This is a genomic window from Curtobacterium sp. NPDC089185, from assembly GCF_040685235.1.
Classification (GTDB): domain Bacteria; phylum Actinomycetota; class Actinomycetes; order Actinomycetales; family Microbacteriaceae; genus Curtobacterium; species Curtobacterium citri.
Window position 1 is genome coordinate 12,871 of sequence record NZ_JBFBHK010000003.1, and the last position, 20,109, is coordinate 32,979.

General features: G+C 71.6%; 22 protein-coding genes and 1 tRNA gene. 9 read left to right on the forward strand and 14 right to left on the reverse strand.

Going from position 1 to position 20,109, the window contains the following annotated elements; genetic code table 11:
• Window positions 1-48 precede the first annotated feature (48 nt).
• Together otsB and otsA are read right to left on the reverse strand one after the other, a co-directional pair.
• The gene (gene otsB, locus AB0N84_RS03615) at window positions 49-831 is read right to left on the reverse strand and encodes a trehalose-phosphatase (protein WP_289457544.1); all 783 of its coding nucleotides are present in this window, start codon (window positions 829-831) and stop codon (window positions 49-51) included.
• Entirely contained in the window at window positions 824-2,410 is a 1,587-nt protein-coding gene (gene otsA / locus AB0N84_RS03620) for an alpha,alpha-trehalose-phosphate synthase (UDP-forming) (protein ID WP_069712294.1), read from the reverse strand. The genes otsB and otsA overlap by 8 nt, the downstream gene beginning before the upstream one ends.
• Before the next feature lie 107 nt (window positions 2,411-2,517).
• On the opposite strand from otsA, the gene AB0N84_RS03625 reads away from it, so the two are divergent.
• Entirely contained in the window at window positions 2,518-3,492 is a 975-nt protein-coding gene (locus AB0N84_RS03625; protein WP_363543785.1) for a magnesium transporter CorA family protein, read from the forward strand.
• A gap of 10 nt (window positions 3,493-3,502) precedes the next feature.
• Here the strand turns inward: AB0N84_RS03625 and AB0N84_RS03630 are convergent, their stop codons facing one another.
• Complete coding sequence (locus AB0N84_RS03630; protein WP_363543787.1) at window positions 3,503-4,654, reverse strand: SLC13 family permease; 1,152 nt, start codon at window positions 4,652-4,654, stop codon at window positions 3,503-3,505.
• A 93-nt stretch (window positions 4,655-4,747) separates the two neighbouring features.
• On the opposite strand from AB0N84_RS03630, the gene AB0N84_RS03635 reads away from it, so the two are divergent.
• Complete coding sequence (locus tag AB0N84_RS03635; protein ID WP_069712291.1) at window positions 4,748-4,939, forward strand: hypothetical protein; 192 nt, start codon at window positions 4,748-4,750, stop codon at window positions 4,937-4,939.
• A 79-nt stretch (window positions 4,940-5,018) separates the two neighbouring features.
• Here AB0N84_RS03635 and AB0N84_RS03640 read toward each other — a convergent pair whose 3' ends face one another.
• On the reverse strand, window positions 5,019-6,197 hold the full coding sequence (locus AB0N84_RS03640) for a mechanosensitive ion channel domain-containing protein (protein WP_289457542.1): 1,179 nt from the start codon (window positions 6,195-6,197) through the stop codon (window positions 5,019-5,021).
• Window positions 6,198-6,313: 116 nt separating this feature from the next.
• Here AB0N84_RS03640 and AB0N84_RS03645 point away from each other — a divergent pair, with 116 nt between their 5' ends.
• Together AB0N84_RS03645 and AB0N84_RS03650 are read left to right on the forward strand one after the other, a co-directional pair.
• Window positions 6,314-7,852 (forward strand): amino acid permease, encoded by a 1,539-nt coding sequence (locus tag AB0N84_RS03645; protein WP_069712289.1) that lies wholly within the window; start codon window positions 6,314-6,316, stop codon window positions 7,850-7,852.
• A 47-nt stretch (window positions 7,853-7,899) separates the two neighbouring features.
• Complete coding sequence (locus AB0N84_RS03650) at window positions 7,900-8,205, forward strand: hypothetical protein (protein WP_363543790.1); 306 nt, start codon at window positions 7,900-7,902, stop codon at window positions 8,203-8,205.
• A gap of 73 nt (window positions 8,206-8,278) precedes the next feature.
• Here AB0N84_RS03650 and AB0N84_RS03655 read toward each other — a convergent pair whose 3' ends face one another.
• From AB0N84_RS03655 to AB0N84_RS03670, 4 genes are all read right to left on the reverse strand, one after another.
• Window positions 8,279-8,491, reverse strand: a complete 213-nt coding sequence (locus tag AB0N84_RS03655) for an SCO4848 family membrane protein (protein WP_069712287.1) — start codon at window positions 8,489-8,491, stop codon at window positions 8,279-8,281.
• Between the two features lie 165 nt (window positions 8,492-8,656).
• Window positions 8,657-9,667 carry a hypothetical protein gene (locus AB0N84_RS03660; RefSeq protein ID WP_363543792.1) on the reverse strand — a complete coding sequence of 337 codons (1,011 nt, stop codon included), beginning with the start codon at window positions 9,665-9,667 and terminating at the stop codon, window positions 8,657-8,659.
• The gene (locus tag AB0N84_RS03665) at window positions 9,664-10,125 is read right to left on the reverse strand and encodes a M48 family metalloprotease (RefSeq protein ID WP_069712285.1); all 462 of its coding nucleotides are present in this window, start codon (window positions 10,123-10,125) and stop codon (window positions 9,664-9,666) included. Before AB0N84_RS03665 ends, AB0N84_RS03660 begins: the two co-directional genes overlap by 4 nt.
• Window positions 10,122-10,559 carry a hypothetical protein gene (locus AB0N84_RS03670; RefSeq protein WP_289457537.1) on the reverse strand — a complete coding sequence of 146 codons (438 nt, stop codon included), beginning with the start codon at window positions 10,557-10,559 and terminating at the stop codon, window positions 10,122-10,124. The genes AB0N84_RS03665 and AB0N84_RS03670 overlap by 4 nt, the downstream gene beginning before the upstream one ends.
• Window positions 10,560-10,639: 80 nt before the next feature.
• Between AB0N84_RS03670 and AB0N84_RS03675 the strand changes: the two genes are divergently transcribed.
• Complete coding sequence (locus tag AB0N84_RS03675) at window positions 10,640-11,164, forward strand: YigZ family protein (protein WP_363543794.1); 525 nt, start codon at window positions 10,640-10,642, stop codon at window positions 11,162-11,164.
• Complete coding sequence (locus AB0N84_RS03680) at window positions 11,161-11,289, forward strand: hypothetical protein (protein WP_363543796.1); 129 nt, start codon at window positions 11,161-11,163, stop codon at window positions 11,287-11,289. Before AB0N84_RS03675 ends, AB0N84_RS03680 begins: the two co-directional genes overlap by 4 nt.
• A gap of 119 nt (window positions 11,290-11,408) precedes the next feature.
• On the opposite strand, the gene AB0N84_RS03685 is transcribed toward AB0N84_RS03680, so the two are convergent.
• Window positions 11,409-11,484 (reverse strand) — tRNA-Lys (locus AB0N84_RS03685).
• A gap of 114 nt (window positions 11,485-11,598) precedes the next feature.
• Here AB0N84_RS03685 and bcp point away from each other — a divergent pair.
• Window positions 11,599-12,069, forward strand: a complete 471-nt coding sequence (gene bcp, locus AB0N84_RS03690; protein WP_363543798.1) for a thioredoxin-dependent thiol peroxidase — start codon at window positions 11,599-11,601, stop codon at window positions 12,067-12,069.
• A 137-nt stretch (window positions 12,070-12,206) separates the two neighbouring features.
• On the opposite strand, the gene AB0N84_RS03695 is transcribed toward bcp, so the two are convergent.
• Window positions 12,207-12,638 carry a hypothetical protein gene (locus tag AB0N84_RS03695; RefSeq protein ID WP_069712282.1) on the reverse strand — a complete coding sequence of 144 codons (432 nt, stop codon included), beginning with the start codon at window positions 12,636-12,638 and terminating at the stop codon, window positions 12,207-12,209.
• Window positions 12,639-12,894: 256 nt separating this feature from the next.
• Between AB0N84_RS03695 and AB0N84_RS03700 the strand changes: the two genes are divergently transcribed.
• Window positions 12,895-13,143: a WhiB family transcriptional regulator gene (locus AB0N84_RS03700; RefSeq protein ID WP_022904217.1), complete on the forward strand. Its 249-nt coding sequence runs from the start codon at window positions 12,895-12,897 to the stop codon at window positions 13,141-13,143.
• 134 nt (window positions 13,144-13,277) lie between these two features.
• Here the strand turns inward: AB0N84_RS03700 and AB0N84_RS03705 are convergent, their stop codons facing one another.
• Window positions 13,278-14,783: a PAS domain-containing sensor histidine kinase gene (locus AB0N84_RS03705; RefSeq protein ID WP_289457536.1), complete on the reverse strand. Its 1,506-nt coding sequence runs from the start codon at window positions 14,781-14,783 to the stop codon at window positions 13,278-13,280.
• Window positions 14,784-14,892: 109 nt separating this feature from the next.
• On the opposite strand from AB0N84_RS03705, the gene AB0N84_RS03710 reads away from it, so the two are divergent.
• Window positions 14,893-15,405, forward strand: coding sequence for an Rv3235 family protein (locus tag AB0N84_RS03710; protein ID WP_363543801.1), 513 nt, complete (start codon window positions 14,893-14,895; stop codon window positions 15,403-15,405).
• Window positions 15,406-15,510: 105 nt separating this feature from the next.
• Here AB0N84_RS03710 and secA read toward each other — a convergent pair whose 3' ends face one another.
• The 3 genes from secA to AB0N84_RS03725 form a co-directional block, all read right to left on the reverse strand.
• A complete protein-coding gene (gene secA / locus AB0N84_RS03715; RefSeq protein WP_069712279.1) occupies window positions 15,511-18,297 on the reverse strand; it encodes a preprotein translocase subunit SecA in 2,787 nt (928 codons plus the stop codon).
• A gap of 141 nt (window positions 18,298-18,438) precedes the next feature.
• Complete coding sequence (gene raiA / locus AB0N84_RS03720; protein ID WP_182047911.1) at window positions 18,439-19,140, reverse strand: ribosome-associated translation inhibitor RaiA; 702 nt, start codon at window positions 19,138-19,140, stop codon at window positions 18,439-18,441.
• Between the two features lie 173 nt (window positions 19,141-19,313).
• The gene (locus AB0N84_RS03725; protein WP_363543804.1) at window positions 19,314-20,081 is read right to left on the reverse strand and encodes a phosphoribosyltransferase family protein; all 768 of its coding nucleotides are present in this window, start codon (window positions 20,079-20,081) and stop codon (window positions 19,314-19,316) included.
• Between the last annotated feature and the right edge of the window lie 28 nt (window positions 20,082-20,109).

Here is a 20,109-nt window from a genome sequence, read left to right on the forward strand (position 1 = left end):
CCGCGCTCCGCGCGCTCCCGCTCGGACGGGAGGCGCGGGGCCGGGTCGTCAGCGCGTGGCGCGCAGACGCGCGAGCTGCTTCAGGACGTCGGTGAGGGCCGCCGGGTCCGCGACGCGGTGACCGGCGAGCGTGTCGCCCTCCCCCACCTTCACGCCGACGTCGCCGTCGCGGAGCACCCGGAAGGCGTCCTCGTCCGTCACGTCGTCGCCGGCGAAGAACACCGCGTCCGCACCGCGGAGCTCGCGGAGTCGGTCGACGGCGTCGCCCTTCGTGACGTGCCGCACGGCGAACTCGAGGATGTCCTTGCCGCCGCGTTCGAGCACGTCGGGGTCGGCCTCGTGCGCCGCCGCGTGTGCGGCCGCGTTCGCCGCAGCCGCGTCCTCCGGGCTCGCCCGGCGGGTGTGGACGCCGTGCCCGGCGGGCTTGTGCTCGATCACCACGTCGGGGAAGCGGGTGCCGACCTCGTCGAGCGCGGCGCCGACACGGGCGACCCGGGCGAGCTCCTCCTCGCTCAGGGCGGCTTCGTCGTGGCCGTCGACGCGCCACTCGACGCCGTGCGAGCCGACGAGCGCCATCCCGTCAGGCGCGTACGACACCCGGGCGAGGCCCTCGAGCGGTCGGCCGGAGACCAGGACGACCTCGGTGTCGGCGGCGCGCTGCAGCGTGAGGACGGCCGCCCACGAGCCCGGGAGCGCGCCGACCTGCGCGGGGTCGTCGGCGAAGGGGGCGAGCGTGCCGTCGAAGTCGAGGGCGACGAGCAGTCGCGGCGCAGCCGCGAGCGTCTCGAGGGCCGCCGTCAGGACGGCCGGGTCGGTGGAGACCTCAGGCACCCCGTGCCTCCCGGGTGTCCTCGGCGGCGCGCGCCTTCTGTGCGTCCTGGTCGAAGATCGACATGCCGTCGTCCTCCGCCTCGCGGTGCCGCTCGCCGCCGTCGTCGGACGGGTCGATCCTCGACCCGCGCGGGGCGTGCCGGTCGAGCGCCTCGAGGAACGAGCGGGACCAGCGGGCCACGTCGTTGTCGCGGACGCGCTTCCGGAGCGCCCGCATGCGCGTGGAGCGCTCGCGCCGGGGCATCTCGATCGCGCGCTGGATCGAGTCCTTCAGCGCACCGATGTCGTGCGGGTTGACGATGACGGCCTGCTTGAGCTCGTCGGCGGCGCCGGCGAACTCGGACAGGATCAGGACGCCGTCGTTGTCGAAGCGGGCGGCGACGTACTCCTTCGCGACGAGGTTCATGCCGTCGCGGAGGGCGGTGACGAGCATGATGTCGGCGGCCAGGTAGAGCGCGACCATCTCCTCGCGCGGGTACCCGTGGTGCAGGTACGCGATCGGCTGGTGGCCGATGACGCCGAGGTCGCCGTTGATCCGGCCGACCGTCAGCTCGATCTCGTCGCGGAGCGCCGCGTAGGTGTCGACGCGCTCGCGGCTCGGGCTCGCGACCTGCACGAGCGTGGCGTCCTCGACCGCGATGCGGCCGTCCTCGACGAGCTCGCCGAAGGCCTTGATGCGGTGGCGGATGCCCTTCGTGTAGTCGAGGCGGTCGACCCCGAGGAGCACGGTCGTCGGGTTGCCGAGGCTCTCGCGGATCTCGCGCGCCCGGGCCTGCACCTCGGGACGGTGGGCGATCTCCTCGAAGCTCTCGGCGTCGATCGAGATCGGGAAGTGGCGCGCCTCGACGTGCCGGACCGTGATGCCCTTGCGGCTGCGCGGTGCGGCCGGGTCGTCGACGGGCACGTCGATCGTCGAGCCCTTGGTCGTGTAGCCCTTGATGTGCCGCACGGCGCGGAGGAAGTCGGCCGCGTCGTCCTGGCGCTGGAAGCCGATGACGTCGGCGCCGAGCAGACCGTCGAGGATCTGTGCACGCCACGGCAGCTGGGCGTAGATGCCGACGGGCGGGAACGGGATGTGGTTGAAGAAGCCGATCGTCAGGTCCGGCCGCTTCGCGCGGAGCAGTGCCGGGAGGAGCTGCAGCTGGTAGTCCTGCACCCAGACGACGCCGTCCTGCTCGACGATCTCGGCGATCTGCGTGGCGAACCGCTCGTTGACCCGCTTGTAGGCGTTCCACCAGTCGCGGTGGTAACTCGGGTGCTCGATGACGTCGTGGTACAGCGGCCAGAGCGTGTCGTTGCTGAAGCCCTCGTAGTACTCCTCGACGTCGTCGGCGCTCAGCGGCACCGGCACGATGTGGATGCCCTCGTTGTCGAACGGGGCGACCTCGACGTCGGGCTGGCCGACCCAGCCGACCCACGCGCCGTCGTTGGCGCGCATGACCGGCTCGAGGGCCGTCACGAGCCCGCCGGGCGAGTGCCGCCACCCCTCGTTGCCGTCCTCGTCGACGACGCGGTCCACGGGGAGGCGGTTCGAGGCGACGACGAAGGCGTACCGGTCGGGGTCGGTGTCTGCTGCCATGGGGTGGTGGGGTCTCCGTTCCCCCCGGCTCGAGCGCCGGGATCGTCGCCGACGGTACCAGCGTGCGTGCGCCGGGCTCCCGGGACGCCGCCAGTAGTCTCGTCCGCATGGTCATGACACGGGCGTGGCGGGACGGCACCGCGGTGGAGCGGGACTTCCCGGTCGACCGGGTCTCGGACCTCCTCGAGCACGACGACGGCACCTTCGTGTGGGTGGACCACGTCGACCCGGGCCCCGACGACCTCGACCAGGTCGAGGACGAGCTCGGCGTGCACGTGCTCGCCGTCGAGGACGCCCTCGAGCGCGGCCAGCGACCGAAGCTCGACCGCTACCGCGACAGCCTGTTCCTGGTGGTCTACGACGTGCAGGGCCTCGACGACGACGGGGAGCTCGTCACGCACGAGGTCAAGGCGTTCGTCACGCACCGCGCCCTCGTCACCATCCACGGGCCCGAGGTGGACCTCGGTGCCGTCGAGCGGCGCCTCGACGCGAACGCGGACCTCGCCGACCGCGGGGTGCCGTGGCTGGTCTGGGGCCTCCTCGACGCCGTGGTCGACCACGCCACGAGCGCGGTCGAGGACATCGGCGCGCGGATCGACGACCTCGAGGACGACCTGTTCGAGCACGGGAACCCGCGCGAGCAGCAGATCCAGCGGCGGTCGTTCCGGCTCCGGAAGGCCCTCGGGGTGCTCCGCCGACAGGTCGTGCCCACGCGGGACAGCGTCGGCTCGCTGCTGCACGGCGACGCCGAGACGATCGCCGACGGCATCCGTCCGTACTTCCGCGACGTCGAGGACCACCTCGTGTCGATCGCCGACTCGGTCGAGCAGCTCCGCGACGCCGTGTCGAGCGTCCTCGACACGAACCTGAACCTGGCCTCGAACCGGCAGAACACGGTCATGAAGAAGGTGACGAGCTGGGCGGCGATCATCGCGATCCCCACGGCGATCACCGGGTTCTTCGGCCAGAACGTGACGTTCCCGGGCGAGGGGCACTGGAGCGGGTTCCTCGCCTCGGTGTCGCTCATCGTCGCGACGTCGCTCGTGCTCTACCGCGTGTTCAAGAGCAAGGACTGGCTGTAGCCGCCCCGCTTCAGAGCTGCAGCGCCAGCACGCCGGCGACGACCGTGAGCGGGGCGACGACGCAGCCGAGCGCCATGTAGCGCCCCCACGACAGGTGCACGCCCTCGGACGCCAGGCGGGCGTGCCAGAGCAGCGTCGCGAGCGAGGCCCACGGGGTGATCAGGCACCCGGCGTTGACGCCGACGAGGAGCGCCGCGTAGCGGAGTGCCTCGTGCCCGGCCGCCGGCTCGAGGACCAGGTAGGCGGGCAGGTTGTCGATCGCGTTGGCGGCGACCCCGCCCGCGCCGCCGAGGAGCAGCAACGAGCCGGTGTCGGTGCCGCCGGACAGCGCGTGCACGATCGGGTCGGTGAGGCCGGTCGTGTGCAGGGTCTCGACGACCACGAACAGCCCGGCCGCGAAGACGAGCGTCGACCACGGGACGCGGGACGGCCGGAGCTCGGCCGGCGACCGCACGGCTGCGACGACGACGAGGAGCGCGGCCGCGACGAGGGCGGCGATCCACACCGTGACACCCGCGGTCAGGGCGACGACGAGGGCGACGAGCACCGCAGAGGCCGCCCAGAAGGACACCGGGTCGCGCGGACGACGGAGCTCCACGGGCGTGTACCGGCCGAACAGCTTCCCGCGGAACACCACGAGGAGTACGGCGCACGGCACGACGACGCCGGCGAGCGCCGCCCAGACCATGAGCCCGGCGAACGGGATCGGCCCGTCGAGTCCGATCTTGTCGACCGCGAGCAGGTTCGTCAGGTTCGACACCGGGAGCAGCAGCGACGCCGTGTTCGCCAGCCACACCGTCGTGAGCGCGAAGGGCATCGGCGGCAGCCCGACGCGGCGGGCGAGCGTGATGACGATCGGGGTGAGCAGCACCGCGGTCGTGTCGATGCTGAGGAACACGGTGCACACGACGGCGAGCACGACGACCGCGAGCCAGAGCCCGATGGTCCGGCCGCCGCCGATCCGCGCGGCGAGGTCCGCGAGCCGGTCGAAGACCCCGGCGTCGGCGGCGAGCTCCGACACGATCGTCAGTCCGAGGACGAAGGCGAGCACCGGGACGACGCGCTCGGCGAGGGTGGCGAGGTCGGACAGGGGCAGCAACCCGAGCGCGACGCACACCGCGCCGACGACGAGCAGCACTCCCCCGATGACGGCCTGACGCACGGTGTCTCCTCGCTCTGCGCCCCGGCAGGGCGACCGGCGGCGCTCCAATGTAGCGGCCGGTAGCGTGGCGGGGACGACCAGGAGGAGGAACCCGTGCGGAAGTTCATGTTCAGCGGTGCGGTGTGGAGTTCGATCATCAGCGGCTACAGCGTGCTGCAGACGACGCGGCAGGGTCCGCGCGACTGGCGCCTGGCCCTGACGTGGGTCGCGTGGATCGCGACGACGCTCGTCGCGGTCGGCACGGTCGTCGAGGACGACCGCGCCGTGAAGGCGCGCCAGCGCTAGGACGCGAGGTCCGGTCGCCCACGGTGACCGGATGACGGACGGGAGGCGCGGTACCAGCTGGTACCGCGCCTCCCGTCCGTCACCGCTCCGGCGGGATCTCCTCGGGGCGGATGCCGGAGGTCTGGATCGGCCCGGTGAAGAGCGCGGTGCGCTCGTCGCCCTCGCGGAAGAGCGCCGCGTCCTGCTCCTCGGTGCGGGCACGTCGCTGGCCGACCTGCTCGGCGCCCTGCGTGACCTGCACGCGCTGGCGCGGCAGGGCGTCCGGGTGCTCGCGCTGCACCCACTCGACCATCTCCTCGCGGACGTAGCAGCGGAGGTCGAACAGACCTCCGGCGTCCGGGGCCGACACCAGGATCCGCACGCGCACCAGGCCGCTCACCGCGTCCGTGACCTGCAGGACCTTGGTCCGGCCGTCCCAGATCGTCGACGTCGACAGGATGCGGTCGAGCTCGGTGCGCATCTCGGTCGGGCTGATGCGCCAGTCGAGGTCGAACTCGACGGCGCCGAGCAGTTCGCTGCCGGTGCGGGTCCAGTTCTCGAACGGCGTCGACGTGAAGTACGTCGACGGCAGCACGAACCGACGGTCGTCCCAGAGGTGGACGACGACGTAGGTGAGCGTGATCTCCTCGATGCGGCCCCACTGCTGCTCGACCACGACGACGTCGTCCACGCGGATCGACCCGGAGAACGCGAGCTGCATGCCCGCGAAGACGTTGCCGAGCGTCGACTGCGCGGCGAGGCCGGCCACGACCGAGATGAGCCCGGCGGAGGCCAGGACGCTCGCCCCGGCCGCCTCGACGCCGGGGAACGTGAGGAGGATCGCGCCGACGGCGATGATGACGAGCACGGCGATCGTGAGCCGTCGGATGATGAGCACCTGGGTGCGGATGCGTCGGGCGACGCGGTTGTCCGGCACGTCGACGCGGTACCGGTGCAGCCCGAGGTCCTCGAGGAAGATGGCGATCTGGCACGCGAGCCAGCAGCCGACCGCGATCGTCGCGATGAGGAAGGTGTGGGAGACCTCGTCGCGCCAGGGGAAGGTGTCCTCGTCCCGCGGGATGCTCGTGGTGAACGCCGTCCAGAGCAGGGCGACCAGCAGCACCGTCCGGAACGGGTGCTTGGTGCGTCGGGAGAGCACCGCGGCCCAGCGTTCCCGTCGGGCGACGGTCCGCAGGACCAGGTGCAGGACGAGGGCCGCGGCGGCGGTCACGAGCAGGGCTATCCCGGTCGCGACGAGGAGTCGGAGGAGGGTGTCCATCCGTCCATGGTGTCGGACGCGGATGCCGCGGTGCTCAGCGTCCGCTCCGCCTGTGGTGTCGTACAGGTCGGGCGCGGGTTCCGCCCGGGGCTGTCAGCGCATGTAGGTTGGCGCGCATGACAGCGCAGAACGACACGGGTGTCTCGAAGCCCGCGAACGACTTCTCGCACGAGCAGGAGGGCTACCAGCACGGTCTGAAGCCCCGGCAACTGCAGATGATCGCGATCGGCGGCGCCATCGGCACCGGACTCTTCCTCGGTGCAGGCGGACGCCTGAACACCGCGGGGCCGGCGCTGGCGGTCACCTACCTGGTCGCCGGGGTCTTCGCGTTCTTCATCCTCCGCGCCCTCGGCGAGCTCGTGCTGCACCGTCCGTCCTCCGGGTCGTTCATCTCCTACGCCCGCGAGTTCTACGGTGAGAAGTTCGCGTACGCCGCCGGGTGGATGTACTTCCTGAACTGGGCGATGACGTCGATCGTGGACACCACCGCCGTCGCGCTGTACCTGCACTACTGGAGCGCGTTCACCGCGGCGCCGCAGTGGCTCCTCGCGCTCATCGCCCTCGTCGTCGTGCTCGCGGCGAACATGGTGGCCGTCAAGGTCTTCGGCGAGCTCGAGTTCTGGTTCGCGCTCATCAAGGTCGCGGCGCTCGTCGCGTTCCTCGTGATCGCGCTCGTCTGGTTGGTCTTCGCCTTCCCGGTCGAGACCGGCGGCGAGGCCGTCCGGACCGGCTTCTCGATCTGGGCCGACAACGGTGGACTCATCCCGAACGGTGTGCTGCCGGCGGTCCTCGTGGTGCAGGGCGTCGTGTTCGCGTACGCGGCCATCGAGCTCGTCGGGACGGCCTCCGGCGAGACCCAGGACACCGAGAAGGTCATCCCCCGCGCCATCAACTCCGTCGTGTTCCGCATCGCGGTCTTCTACGTCGGGTCGGTCGTCCTGCTCTCCCTGCTCCTGCCGTACACCTCGTACAAGGACGGACAGAGCCCGTTCGTGACGTTCTTCTCGTCGCTCGGCAACCCGCAGGTCGGCGTGATCGCCGGGTCGATCATGAACTTCGTGGTCCTCACCGCCGCCCTGTCCTCGCTCAACGCCGGGCTGTACTCGACCGGTCGTGCGCTGCACTCGATGGGCATGAACGGCTCCGCCCCGAAGTGGACCACCAAGATGTCGAAGGGCGGGGTGCCCTACGCGGGCATCCTGCTCACCGCGGGCTTCACCGTCGCCGGTGTCGCGCTCAACTACTTCGTGCCGAAGCAGGCCTTCGAGATCGCGCTGAACGTCGCCAGCCTGGGGATCGTCACCGCGTGGGGCACGATCATCCTCTGCCAGATGAAGCTGCGGCAGTGGGCGAAGCAGGGCCTGGCCAAGGAGCCCTCGTTCAAGCTCCCCGGGGCCCCGGTGACGTCCTGGCTGACCCTGGCGTTCCTGGTCTCGGTCATCGTGCTCATGGCGATCGACTACCCGGTCGGCACGTACACGATCGCGTCGCTCGTGATCATCATCCCGCTGCTCGTCGTCGGGTGGTTCCTGCAGCGGGACCGCATCCTGCGCATCGCCGCGCTCCGCGAGGGAGTCACCGGTCCGTACCCGATCGGGGTCCGCGATCCGGCCGCACAGCTCCGTCGCGACGAGACGGGGCACGACCAGGGCTGAGGCCTCCTCGACGGACAGGGTCCGGTGCGCGCCGGTACGATCGGCACGTGCCGGACCCTTCTGTCTCCCCCACGCTCGACCTGCAGCTCACCTGGCGCGGGACGACCGGTCGGATCCGGTTCTTCGAGCACGGTGTCCGGGCCGAGACGAGCTTCGAGCAGGACGGCCGGACGCAGGTGCCGATGGAGCGCGTGACCGGGTGGCGCGTGGAGCCGTGCGACGTCGACGCGGTGTGCGTCGAGTTCGTCACCGACGACACGGTCTACCGCGTGCTCCTCGACACGGCCGACGAGCGATTGGCGCGTCTGGGGCTCGAGCGGGCGCTCGGCGCACCGCTGCCGAGCGAGGGCTGAGGCGGCGCAGATCAGCTCGACCCTGCCCGGGGTCCGGTGCGGCCCGGCCTCCCTCGGCCCGGCTCGGCTCGGGTCAGACGAGCAGCAGGATGCCCGCGACGACGGCCGCCAGGGCGATCGCGAAGGCGATGAGCAGCAGAACGAGGTGCACGGTGTAGAACGTCGTGGGCTTCCCGGCGGCGTTCCGCGCCCGCGGGTCCTTCGCCACCCGCTGGAAGAAGCGCGGCCACGTCACCACGTTGAAGACGGCGGCGAGGAACAGGACGACGGCGGCGAAGACGGTCACCCGACGAGTCTAGACAGCAGGGCCGCCCTCGGCGCGCGAGGTGTCGCGACCGACCGGGACGCCCACGAGCGGTGTCCGGGGGTGCTCGGCCGCCCCCAACGCGGCCGAGAGCTCCCCCGGCGTGCCGCGGCGCGGTGATCCGGCCTGTAGCACGTGCTACAGACCCTACACGGCGCTCGGACGAGAGGTCGAGTCCTGCTCGGGAACGTGACCGGACCGTTGCGGTCGCGTCCGGGACCCTGCCGCGCGGCCCGGGTCCTCGAGCGCCGCCTCCGCCTCGGCGAGGTCGGCCCGTTCCTGGTCGCCGAGCAGCTGTCGGGCCCGCCGGGCACCGTCGTTGATCTCCACGATGGTCCGGCTGAGGCGTGTGGCGGCGTCGCGGGTCGCGGGGTAGGCGTTGTCCGTGCCGATGCGCGCGTGCAGCGGCGCGAGGCGGGCGAGCGCGGCGTCGAGCCGGCGGGCACGGCGGTGCCGGGAGAGCCGGTGCCCGACGACGAGCAGCAGCATGCCGGTGGCGACGCAGAGCACCGCGCCGGGCGTGGTGACGTCGTACGGCAGGGCGAGCGCACGGGTGACGTCGAGGCGGCCGACGACGTGGGCGACGTCCATCACCGTCACCGTGACCATCCGCACGACGCCGAACACCCCGCCCACCACGAGGAGCCACAGCCCGACGAGGTCGACGGCCGTCCGGGCCTCGCGGAGCCGGAGGAGGCAGATGACCCCGGTGGCACCGAGGGCGACCCCGAGGTGGGCGGTCTGCGCGATCGAGTACACCGCGGCGGCCGGCTGGTCACCCGCCACGAGCATGAACGTCGTGGTCGTCGGCGGCTGCTCGAGCGCGACGAAGGCCGTCACGACCACCACGACGACCACGGCGAAGACGACGACGATCGCGGCGCGCAGCCACGGCCACCCGGCGCCGACGGCCTTCGCGACGCCCCACAGCAGCGCGCTCGTGCCCGCCACCATCAGGCAGTCGCTCACGACGGTCACCACGTTGCGGCCGCCGACCAGGGGGTCGAGCCACCGGTACAGCGGGTCGACGTTCGTGACGATCGTCGCGGAGAACAGCAGGAACGTGACCGCGAGGGTCCGGTCCTGCCCGCGCTGCAGCCGGAACAGCACCACCGTCCCGACGACGAGGAGCACCGCCATCGTGACGGAGACGATCACCCGAAGACCCCGCGGAAGGCGCTCGGGCGGCCGCGGTTGGCGCGGATGAGCGCTGCGAGCCGGTCGGCGAAGACCTCGGCCTCGTGCTCGTGGTCGTTCGAGAAGAGCCCGCGTGCGAGGGCGCGCTCGACCTTGTACTCGGGGACGTCCGGGAACACGTCGCGCACGTACGCCGACTGCGCCGCACGCTCGTGGTGCCGGTGGAGCACGTGCCCGAGCTCGTGCCCGATGACGAATGACCGGAACGTCCCCGAGCTCGTCGGCGAGATCATCACGAGGTGCTGGTGCTCGAGCGTGGCGACGAAGCCGCAGACCGGCTCGGTGCTGAGGAACGACTCCTCACGCACCACGACGGGCTTGCCCACGTGGTCCGATGCCGCCGCGACCGCCTGGTCGATGTCCGACCACCCCTCCGCCGCACCGCGGAGCCAGAACGCCTCGATCGACCGGTCCGTCACGCCACTCCCCCTCGAGCCGACTCCTCCTCGAGCACCTGCGCGATGCGACGCAGCGCCTCGGGCGACAGCTCACCGGGGAACGTCCGCGCCGCGAAGCCGCTCACACGTGCCGACCGGAGCGCGCGCACGAGCTCGATCTGGGCGCCGATGCGCTCGGGCACCGCGCTGTCCTCGAGCAGGAAGCGCTCGTCGACCTCGAAGAAGCCGGCCAGCAGACGGAGCAGGCCGCTGTCCCGGTTCCGACGCCCGTCACCGGAGAGCATGTACGTCCACTTCGCCCGCGACAGCGAGCCACCGCGGTCGGCGACGTACTCCTCGATCGCGGCGAACGGCACGGGATCACCGCGCTGCGACTCCTCGAAGTCGAGCAGCAGGTTGAGGCGTCGGGCGAGTTCGGCGGCCTCGAGGGCGCCGCCCGGGTCGGTGCACCGCATGTCGATCCGCCCCCTCCCCGATCGCCGGTCGGGCACCATGCTAGCGCGGGCCGTCCGGGCCGCGCCGGTAGCCTCGGAGCGTGACCCGCGCATACCCGTCGACCGTCGCCGGGCCCGTCGAGCACGAGATCACGGTCACACGATCGCGCTTCGTCACGACGATCGCTCCCGTGACGGACGTCGCGGACGCCGAACGGGTCGTCGCCGACGTCCGGCGCCGGTACTGGGACGCCCGGCACCACTGCACCGCGATGGTGACGGGGGTCCTCGGCGACCAGGCGCGCTCCTCGGACGACGGCGAACCGTCGGGCACCGCCGGCGTCCCCATGCTCGAGGTGCTCCGCCGTCGCGACCTCACCGACGTCGTCGCGGTCGTCACCCGGTACTTCGGGGGCGTGAAGCTCGGGGCCGGCGGGCTCGTGCGCGCCTACTCGACGTCGGTCTCCGAGGCGCTCGACCGCGCGGCCGTCGTCCGTCGCGTCGAGCTCACCCGGGTCGACGTCACGGCACCGCACGCCGAGGCCGGCCGGGTCGACAACGTGCTGCGCGACTGGTGCGGCACCACGGTGCGACGTTCGACGACCCGCACTACGGGGACGCGGTGACGTTCACGCTCTGGGTGCCCGAGGACGCGATCGGACGACTCCGGTCCGACCTCGCGGCGGCGACGGCCGGGGCGCTCGACGCCGTCGTCGGCGCCCCGCGTGTCGTCGACGTCGTGGCCGACTGACCGCCCGCGAGGACCCGCCGGACGGATCGAGCCCTCGGGAGCACCCCGCGCGTGTCGCGGAGACCGCACGATCCCGGGAACGACGAAGGCCCGGTCGGAGCGATCCGACCGGGCCTTGCTGGTGCGCCCCCTCGGACTTGAACCGAGAACCCACTGATTAAGAGTCAGTTGCTCTGCCAATTGAGCTAGAGGCGCATGGTGTGGAGTTGTCTGCCGCAGTCCGGAACTCCGTGCTGCAACGGGAAACAACAATAGCATGGCTTTCGCGTGCTCACGACCACACGAGCACCGGAACCCCCGAGGAGCCCCATGACGGACCGTCTCGCCGCCGGCGACACCGCCCCCGACTTCACCCTGCCGGACCAGGACGGGGTCGAGCACCACCTCGCCGACCTGCGCGGTCGCAGGGTGATCGTGTACTTCTACCCGGCGGCGTCGACCCCCGGCTGCACCACCGAGGCGTGTGACTTCCGCGACAACATGTCGTCGCTGCAGGCCGCCGGCTACGAGGTCCTCGGGGTCTCGAAGGACGAGCAGGCGAAGCTCCGGGAGTTCCGGCACGAGCAGGCGCTGACCTTCCCGCTGCTGAGCGACCCGGACCTGGCCGTTCACCGGGCCTACGCGGCCTGGGGCGAGAAGAACAACTACGGCAAGGTCGTCACCGGCACGATCCGGTCGACGATCGTCGTGGACGAGGACGGCGCCGTGCAGCTGCCGCTCTACAACGTGAAGGCCACCGGCCACGTCGCCAGCCTGCGGAAGAAGCTCGGGCTGGTCTGATCGCTGCGGCGACCGGACGACGGACGGGAGGCGCGGTGCCAGCTGGCACCTGGGCCCACGCCGGCCGGTTCCCGGCAGACGCGCCAGCGGCTGCCGGGCCGTGCCCGGCGGGGAGCCTCCCGTCCGTCGGCCGCGCGTCAGTCCTCCCGCTCGGCGCGCGGGAGCAGCGCGGCCGTGACCGGCCGCGACAGCACGAGGGTGAGCGCGAGGAGCGCGGGGATCAGCAGGACCCACCCGACCCAGGCCACGCGGAACACGCCCTGGAAGGCGCCGATCGCGATCGCGCCCTGCAGCACCTGCCAGACGATGATCCCGGAGCGCACCCAGGGGCGACGGTTCCGGAGTCCGACGACGATCGCGACGAGCCAGAGGGCGGCGATCGCGGCGAGCAGCACGAGGGCGATCGCGGACGCGATGCTCGACGCCGGAGCGACGACGAGTTCCACGACGAGTGCGACCGTCAGCACGACGAGGGCTGCCGCTTCGAGGCCGACGACGACGAGGAGCGTGCGGAACGCCGGGTGCCGCGCGGCGGTGGGCTCCGGGGCGTTCGGGGTGGTGTCGGGCACAGCGATCCTCCAGATGGAACCCTTGATTTGGCTCTACCAGTATGGAACGATATTGGAGGTCGTTTGGACGGCACGATGTGGTGTGCGTCTCCCGCGGTTCGACGCTCCTCCCCCGAGCGTTCAGCGGGCGTCAGACTCGCTCCCAGCGGAAGCCTCCCCCACAGGTTCCCCTCGTGCCCTGTGCATGCCAGCGTTCCGATCCCCGAGCCGCGGCCCCGGCCTGCCGTTCGAGCATCGACACCAAGGAGCACCACACATGGACTGGCGTGACCAGGCAGCCTGCCTCACCGCGGACCCCGAGCTCTTCTTCCCCGTCGGGAACACCGGACCCGCCGTCGACCAGATCGAGAAGGCCAAGTCGGTCTGTGCTCGCTGCACGGTGACCGAGATGTGCCTGCAGTACGCCCTCGAGAACAACCAGGACTCGGGCGTCTGGGGCGGCCTCAGCGAGGACGAGCGTCGTGCGCTGAAGCGCCGCGCGGCCCGCGCCCGTCGCGCCTCCTGACACAGCAGCACCACCCCGACGACGCCCGTCGCTCCCCCGGGAGCGGCGGGCGTCGTCGTGTGCGACGACGCCCGTCGCTCCCCCGGGAGCGGCGGGCGTCGTCGTGTGCGCGGGGCGGCGGAGCGCTCGGCCGCCTACGCGGCGCCGGCCGCCGTGAGCCAGCGGAAGGGGATCGTGATCGTGACCTCGGTGCCGCTGCCGGTCAGGGTGTGCCAGTCGATGGTCCCGCCGAGCTCGCCCTGGATGAGCGTCCGGACGATCTGCGTGCCGAGGCCCGACCCGACCTTGCCCTCCGGCAGCCCGACGCCGTTGTCGCGGACCTCGATGTCGAGGTGGTCGTCGGAGCGGTTCGCCACGATCTCGACCTCACCGTCCCGCCCGTCGAGCCCGTGCTCGACGGCGTTCGTCACGAGCTCGGTGAGCCCGAGCGCGAGCGGGGTCGCGGCCTCCGAGGGCAGGACGCCGAACTCGCCGGTCTTCTTCGGGCGGACCGTGGTGTTGTGGGACGCCGCGACCTCGGTGACGAGCTTCAGCACCGAGTCGAACACCTCGTCGAAGTCCACGTTCTGGCTGAGTCCGGCCGAAAGGGTGTCGTGCACGACGGCGATCGCGGCGACGCGGCGCATGGCGTTCTGCAGCGACGTGCGGGCCTCGTCGGAGTGCGTGCGACGCGCCTGGATGCGCAGCAGCGACGCCACCGTCTGCAGGTTGTTCTTCACGCGGTGGTGGATCTCACGGATCGTCGCGTCCTTGGTGATGAGCTCCCGCTCCTGGTGCCGCAGCTCGGTGACGTCGCGGCAGAGGACGATCGCGCCGATGCGGTCGCCGTGGTCGCGGAGCGGGATCGAGCGCAGGGAGACGGTGACGCCCTTGGCCTCGACGTCGGCACGCCACGGGGCGCGCCCGGTGACGACCAGCGGCAGGGACTCGTCGACGTCGAGCTGGGAGCCGATGAGCTCGGTCGTGACCTCGGCGAGGGACTTCCGCTCGAGCTCGCCCTCGAAGCCCATCCGGTTGAAGGCGCTGAGTCCGTTCGGGCTCGCGAACGTGACGACCCCGTTCGTGTCGAGGCGGAGCAGGCCGTCGCTCGCACGCGGCGCTCCACGGCGTGGGCCGGCCGGCGCACCGAGGTCCGGGAAGTCGCCCGTCGCGATCATCCCGAACAGGTCGTTCGCGCTCCCGGTGAAGTTGAGCTCCTGACGACTCGGCGTCCGCATCTCGTCCTGGTTCGAGTGCCGCGTGACGACGGCGATCGGGCGGTCGGTGGTCTCGGCGCTCTTCGCGCTGAGCCGACGCAGCACCGGGATCGCGCGGACGCGGGTCGGGGTGTCCTCGTACCAGTCCGGCTCGGCGGAGTCCACGAGCTCGGCGCTCGCGAAGCAGCGGACGACCTGGTCGCGCCACTCCTCGCGGATCTCCTGGCCCACGATGTCGCGGTAGAACAGCGTCGCCGCGGAGCTCGGACGGGCATGGGCGACGGCCACGAACGAGCCGTCCTCGGTGGTCGGGACCCACAGGACCATGTCGGCGAAGGACAGGTCGGCGAGGAGCTGCCAGTCCCCCACGAGCAGGTGGAGCCACTCCACGTCCGCTTCGGAGGATCGGCCTTGCGCGAGGACGAGGTCACTGAGGGTCGACACCCCGCAAGTCTAGGTGCGCTGCTCTGTGGACGAGGTCGCTCCTCCACAAGCCTCCAGGCTGAACATTTCACATGTTCAATTGCTCCGTACGCTCGGTCGCGGAGGGCAGATGGCGTCAGGAGAAGCACGTCCCATCGAGGACGACGAGGCGGGGCGGGAGCGACTGGGGCTCGCGCCGGTGCCGGACGAGGGGTCGGACGGCGCGCCGCCGCGTCGGGACGCCGTCGCGCTCGCACCCCTGCCGCGGCGTCCGGCACGCCGGGTGGACCCGACCCCGCCGGCCCCACCGGACGCCGCGGCCACGGCACGGGCCCTCGGGCTCTGCGTGGTCGAGGTCCTCACCGGCGGCCGCGAGGTCGACAGCATCGCACGGTGGGTCACCGAGGACGTCCACCGTCACCTCCAGCAGCGCGCGGCCGTCGCCACGCGTGCCCGGTCGCTCGGCGGACGCGCCCGAGCGCGTCCGCGGGTGCAGGTCGGGAGCGTCCGGACCTGCCCGGTCGCGGACGGCGTCGTCGAGGCCGCGGTCGTGGTCCACACGCGGAGTCACGCGCGGGCGGTGGCGCTGCGGCTGGAACTCCGGCAGGGCCGGTGGCGGGCGACCGCCGTCGGGGTGCTCTGACGGCGGGACCACACGCTGCCTGCGGTCCCACACGAGGACGGGAGGCGCGGTGCCCGCTGGCACCGCGCCTCCCGTCCGTCATCGTCGACCGTGACGGCCGCTGCGTCAGCCCTTCTTGGCCGCCTGGCGACGGTCCGCACGGTTGCCGGCGGACGCGGCCTGGCCGGACGCCGTGGCGGCGTTGCCGAATGCCGAGCCCTGCTCCGGCCCGGCGACGTCGGCCTCGGCCTCCGCCTGGGCCTGCTGCGCACGGGCGGTGGCCGCCTGCTCGAGGCGGCCGCGCTCGTCGCGCACCTCGACCTCGCCGTCGATCGACGGTGCGGAGTACTCGAGACCGGTCGCCTCGCCCTCACCGAGGCCCTTCGCCTCGATGACCGCGTTGTCGCCGTCGGACTGGACCTGCACCTCGAGGTTGAACAGGTAGCCGACCGACTCCTCGCGGATCTGGCCCATCATGCTCTGGAACAGGGCGTAGCCCTCGCGCTGGTACTCGACGAGCGGGTCACGCTGCGCCATGGCGCGGAGGCCGATGCCGTCCTTGAGGTAGTCCATCTCGTACAGGTGGTCGCGCCAGCGGCGGTCGATCACCGAGAGGACCACGCGGCGCTCGAGCTCGCGCATCGCCTCGTCGCCGAGCATCTCCTCGCGCTTCTCGTACGCGAGCTTCGCGTCGGAGAGGATCTCGCGGCCGAGGAACTCGCGCGACGCCTTGCCCTTCGAGCCGGCCTCGGTGATGACCTCGTCGATGGAGATCGAGATGGGGTAGAGCGTCCCGAGCTCCGTCCACATGGCGTCGAGGTCCCAGTCGTCGGGCGAGCCCTCGCCGGTGTGGGTGTCGATGACGTCGTCCACGACGGCCTTGAGGAACGACTGCGCACGGTCGTTGATGTCGTCGCCCTCGAGGATGTGGCGGCGGTCGCTGTAGATCGCCTCGCGCTGGCGGTTCAGGACGTCGTCGTACTTCAGGACGTTCTTGCGGATCTCGGCGTTCCGGCCCTCGACCTGCGCCTGGGCCGACCGGATCGCACGGCTGACGAGCTTGTTCTCGATGGCCATGTCGTCCGGGACGTTCGAGCGGCCCATGAGGCTCTCGGCGGCACCGGAGTTGAACAGGCGCATGAGGTCGTCCGTCAGCGACAGGTAGAAGCGGCTCTCGCCCGGGTCGCCCTGACGACCGGAACGACCACGCAGCTGGTTGTCGATGCGGCGCGACTCGTGGCGCTCGGTGCCGAGGACGTACAGGCCGCCGGCGTCGCGGACCTTGTCGGCCTCCTCCTTGATCTCGGCCTTGACGCGGGCGAACACGTCGTCCCACGCGGCCTCGTACTCCTCCGGCGTCTCCGTCGGGGACAGGCCCTTGGCGTGCATCTCCTGCACGGCGAGGAACTCGGAGTTGCCGCCGAGCATGATGTCCGTACCGCGGCCGGCCATGTTCGTGGCGACCGTCACGGCGCCGAGACGACCGGCCTGGGCGACGATCGCGGCCTCACGCGCGTGGTTCTTCGCGTTGAGGACCTCGTGCTTGACGCCCTTCTTCGCGAGGAGCTTCGAGAGGTACTCGGACTTCTCGACGCTCGTCGTGCCGACGAGGACGGGCTGGCCCTTCTCGTGGCGCTCGGCGATGTCGACGGCCACCTGCTCGAACTTGGCCTTCTCGTTCTTGTAGACGAGGTCGGTCTGGTCGATGCGCTGCATCGGCTTGTTCGTCGGGATGGGCACGACGCCGAGCTTGTAGGTCGACATGAACTCGGCCGCCTCGGTCTCGGCGGTACCGGTCATGCCCGAGAGCTTCTGGTACAGGCGGAAGTAGTTCTGCAGCGTGACGGTCGCGAGGGTCTGGTTCTCGGCCTTGACCTCGACGCCCTCCTTCGCCTCGATCGCCTGGTGGATGCCCTCGTTGTAGCGACGGCCCATCAGGATGCGGCCGGTGTGCTCGTCGACGATGAGCACCTCGCCGTTCATGACGACGTAGTCCTTGTCCTTCTTGAACAGGGCCACGGCCTTGATCGAGTTGTTCAGGAAGGAGATGAGCGGGGTGTTCGCCGACTCGTACAGGTTGTCGATGCCGAGGTAGTCCTCGACCTTCTCGATGCCGGGCTCGAGCACGCCGACGGTGCGCTTCTTCTCGTCGACCTCGTAGTCCTCGCCCGGGATGAGCCGCGTGGCGATCGAGGCGAACTCGGTGAACCAGCGGTTCGCCTCGCCGGAGGACGGGCCGGAGATGATCAGCGGGGTGCGGGCCTCGTCGATGAGGATCGAGTCGACCTCGTCCACGATGGCGAAGAAGTGGCCGCGCTGGACCATGTCCGACGCCTGCCACGCCATGTTGTCGCGCAGGTAGTCGAAGCCGAACTCGTTGTTCGTGCCGTACGTGATGTCCGCCGCGTACTGCTCGCGGCGCTCGGCCGGCGACTGGTTCGCGATGATGCAGCCGGTGCTCATGCCGAGCGCGCGGAAGACGCGCCCCATGATCTCCGACTGGTACGACGCGAGGAAGTCGTTGACGGTGATGACATGCACGCCGCGCGACGGGATCGCGTTGAGGTACGCCGCCGTCGTCGCGACCAGGGTCTTGCCCTCACCGGTCTTCATCTCGGCGATGTTGCCGAGGTGCAGGGCGGCACCGCCCATGAGCTGGACGTCGAAGTGACGCATGCCGAGGGTGCGCTTCGCCGCCTCGCGCACGGCCGCGAACGCCTCGGGCAGGAGGTCGTCGAGCGTCTCGCCGTTGGCGTAGCGCTCGCGGAGCTCCTTGGTCTCGTCCTGGAGTTCGTCGTCCGTGAGGGTCGAGAAGTCGTCCTCGAGGTCGTTGATGGCCGAGGCGTACGCCTTCAGCCGACGGAGGGTGCGCCCTTCGCCGATGCGGAGGACCTTCTCCAGCACGTTTGCCACGTGAGCTCCTTACGGGGTCGTCGCGCGCGACCTGCGCGATCCGAACAGCCAGTCATGCTAGCAACCCGCGCGGCCCGGGCGCTGGGAGGGAGACGGGTGTGCGCGGCCACCGGGACCGCGCACACCCGCCCGGGACACCCGTCAGGCGATCGCCGCGGTGCGCGACGCGTCGGCGTCCGCCGGGGCGTCAGCGCCGTGGCCGCCGTCGTCGATGCCGATCACGCCGTAGTCCCAGCCCTTGCGGCGGTAGACGACGCTCGGGCGGTGGGTCTCGGCGTCGACGAACAGGTAGAAGTCGTGTCCCACGAGCTCCATCCGGTAGAGCGCGTCGTCGACGGTCATCGGGGCCTCCTCGAAGACCTTGTGCCGGATGACCACGGGCGAGTACACCTCGGTGTCGTCCTCGTGCTCCTCGACCACGGGCACGGCGCCCGTCGCGACCGTCTCGATGAGCCGCCCGTCGGCCGGCGTCACGTCCATGTGCTCGAACCCGGTCCCCGCGGCCTCGGCCACGGAGGTCGGGCGGTGGCGCCCGCGGTGCACCTTGCGGCGGTCGCGTGCACGGCGCAGGCGCTCGGTGATGCGGGCGAACGCCAGGTCGAACGCCGCGTACTTGTCCGACGCGGCGGACTCGGCCCGCACGAGCGGTCCGGGACCGATCAGCGTGAGCTCGACGCGGTCCTCGCCCTGGGAACCGCCGGACTTCTCGTTGTGGCGGCTGAGGCGCACCTCGAAGGCGAGGGCGCGGTCGGCGAGCACGTCGATCTTCTCGGACTTCTGTTCGACGTAGGTGCGGAATCGATCGGTGACCCCGACGTTCCGGCCCGTGATCGTCACGTCCATGTGGCGGCTCCCATCCGTACTTCGGCGCGTCGCCTCCATCCGGCGATCCCGAACGCCTTGCCGCGAGGCTAGACCCCCCGACCGGACGGCGTCACCACCTCCGGGCGGGTCGCGCCGGACACCCACCGGATGCCCAGGCGACACCGGTCGTGCACCGGACGGACCCGTGCCGTTCACTCTGGCACCTCGGCGAGCGCCACGCACCGCACCACGCGGCCGCCCGCGGCACGGACCGCCCGGACCGCCTCGGCCATCGTGACGCCGGTCGTGACGACGTCGTCGACGACCACCACTTCGCGACCCGCGACACCGTGTGCGCGGAGCGTGCCGACGGTGGCCTCGACCCGTTCCAGGGCGGAGCGCCCCTTCTGCCCGTGGGCCCCGGCGGTCCCGATGATCCCGACGGTCCCAGGGGTCCCGGGGGTCCCGGCACCGGGGCCGACTGCCCCGCGCGGTCGCGGTGTGCGCCGCCGGGTCAACGACCGCGCCCGCCTCCGCACCGGCGCGCGGGACCGCCGCAGCAGCAGGTCGACGGGGTCGAAGCCGCGCCGACGGGCACCGGTCCGCGACGGCGGCACCCGGACCAGGAGCGCTCCGGGGGCATCGGCGAGCGCGGCGGCCACGAGCGCCCCGAACCGTGGGGCGAGCACCGGCGCGAGGTCGACCCGGCCCCGCAGCTTGAGCTCGAGGACGAGCACCCGCACCGGTCCCTCGTAGGCGAAGGCGGCGTCGAGCCGCACACCCGCGACGAGCCGTCGGCGGCGGGGACGGGCGTCGATCCCGGCACGGCAGGACGCGCAGCACGCCCGGTCGGGGGCACCGCAGCACACGCACGTGACCGGCAGCACGAGCCCGAGGACGGCGAGGACCGCGTCCCACCACGGCCGGGACGACCCGGCAGGCGAGGTGTGGCGGCGGACGGGAGGTGACGTCGGGTGCATGCCCCCATGGTCGGACCCGACCACCCGT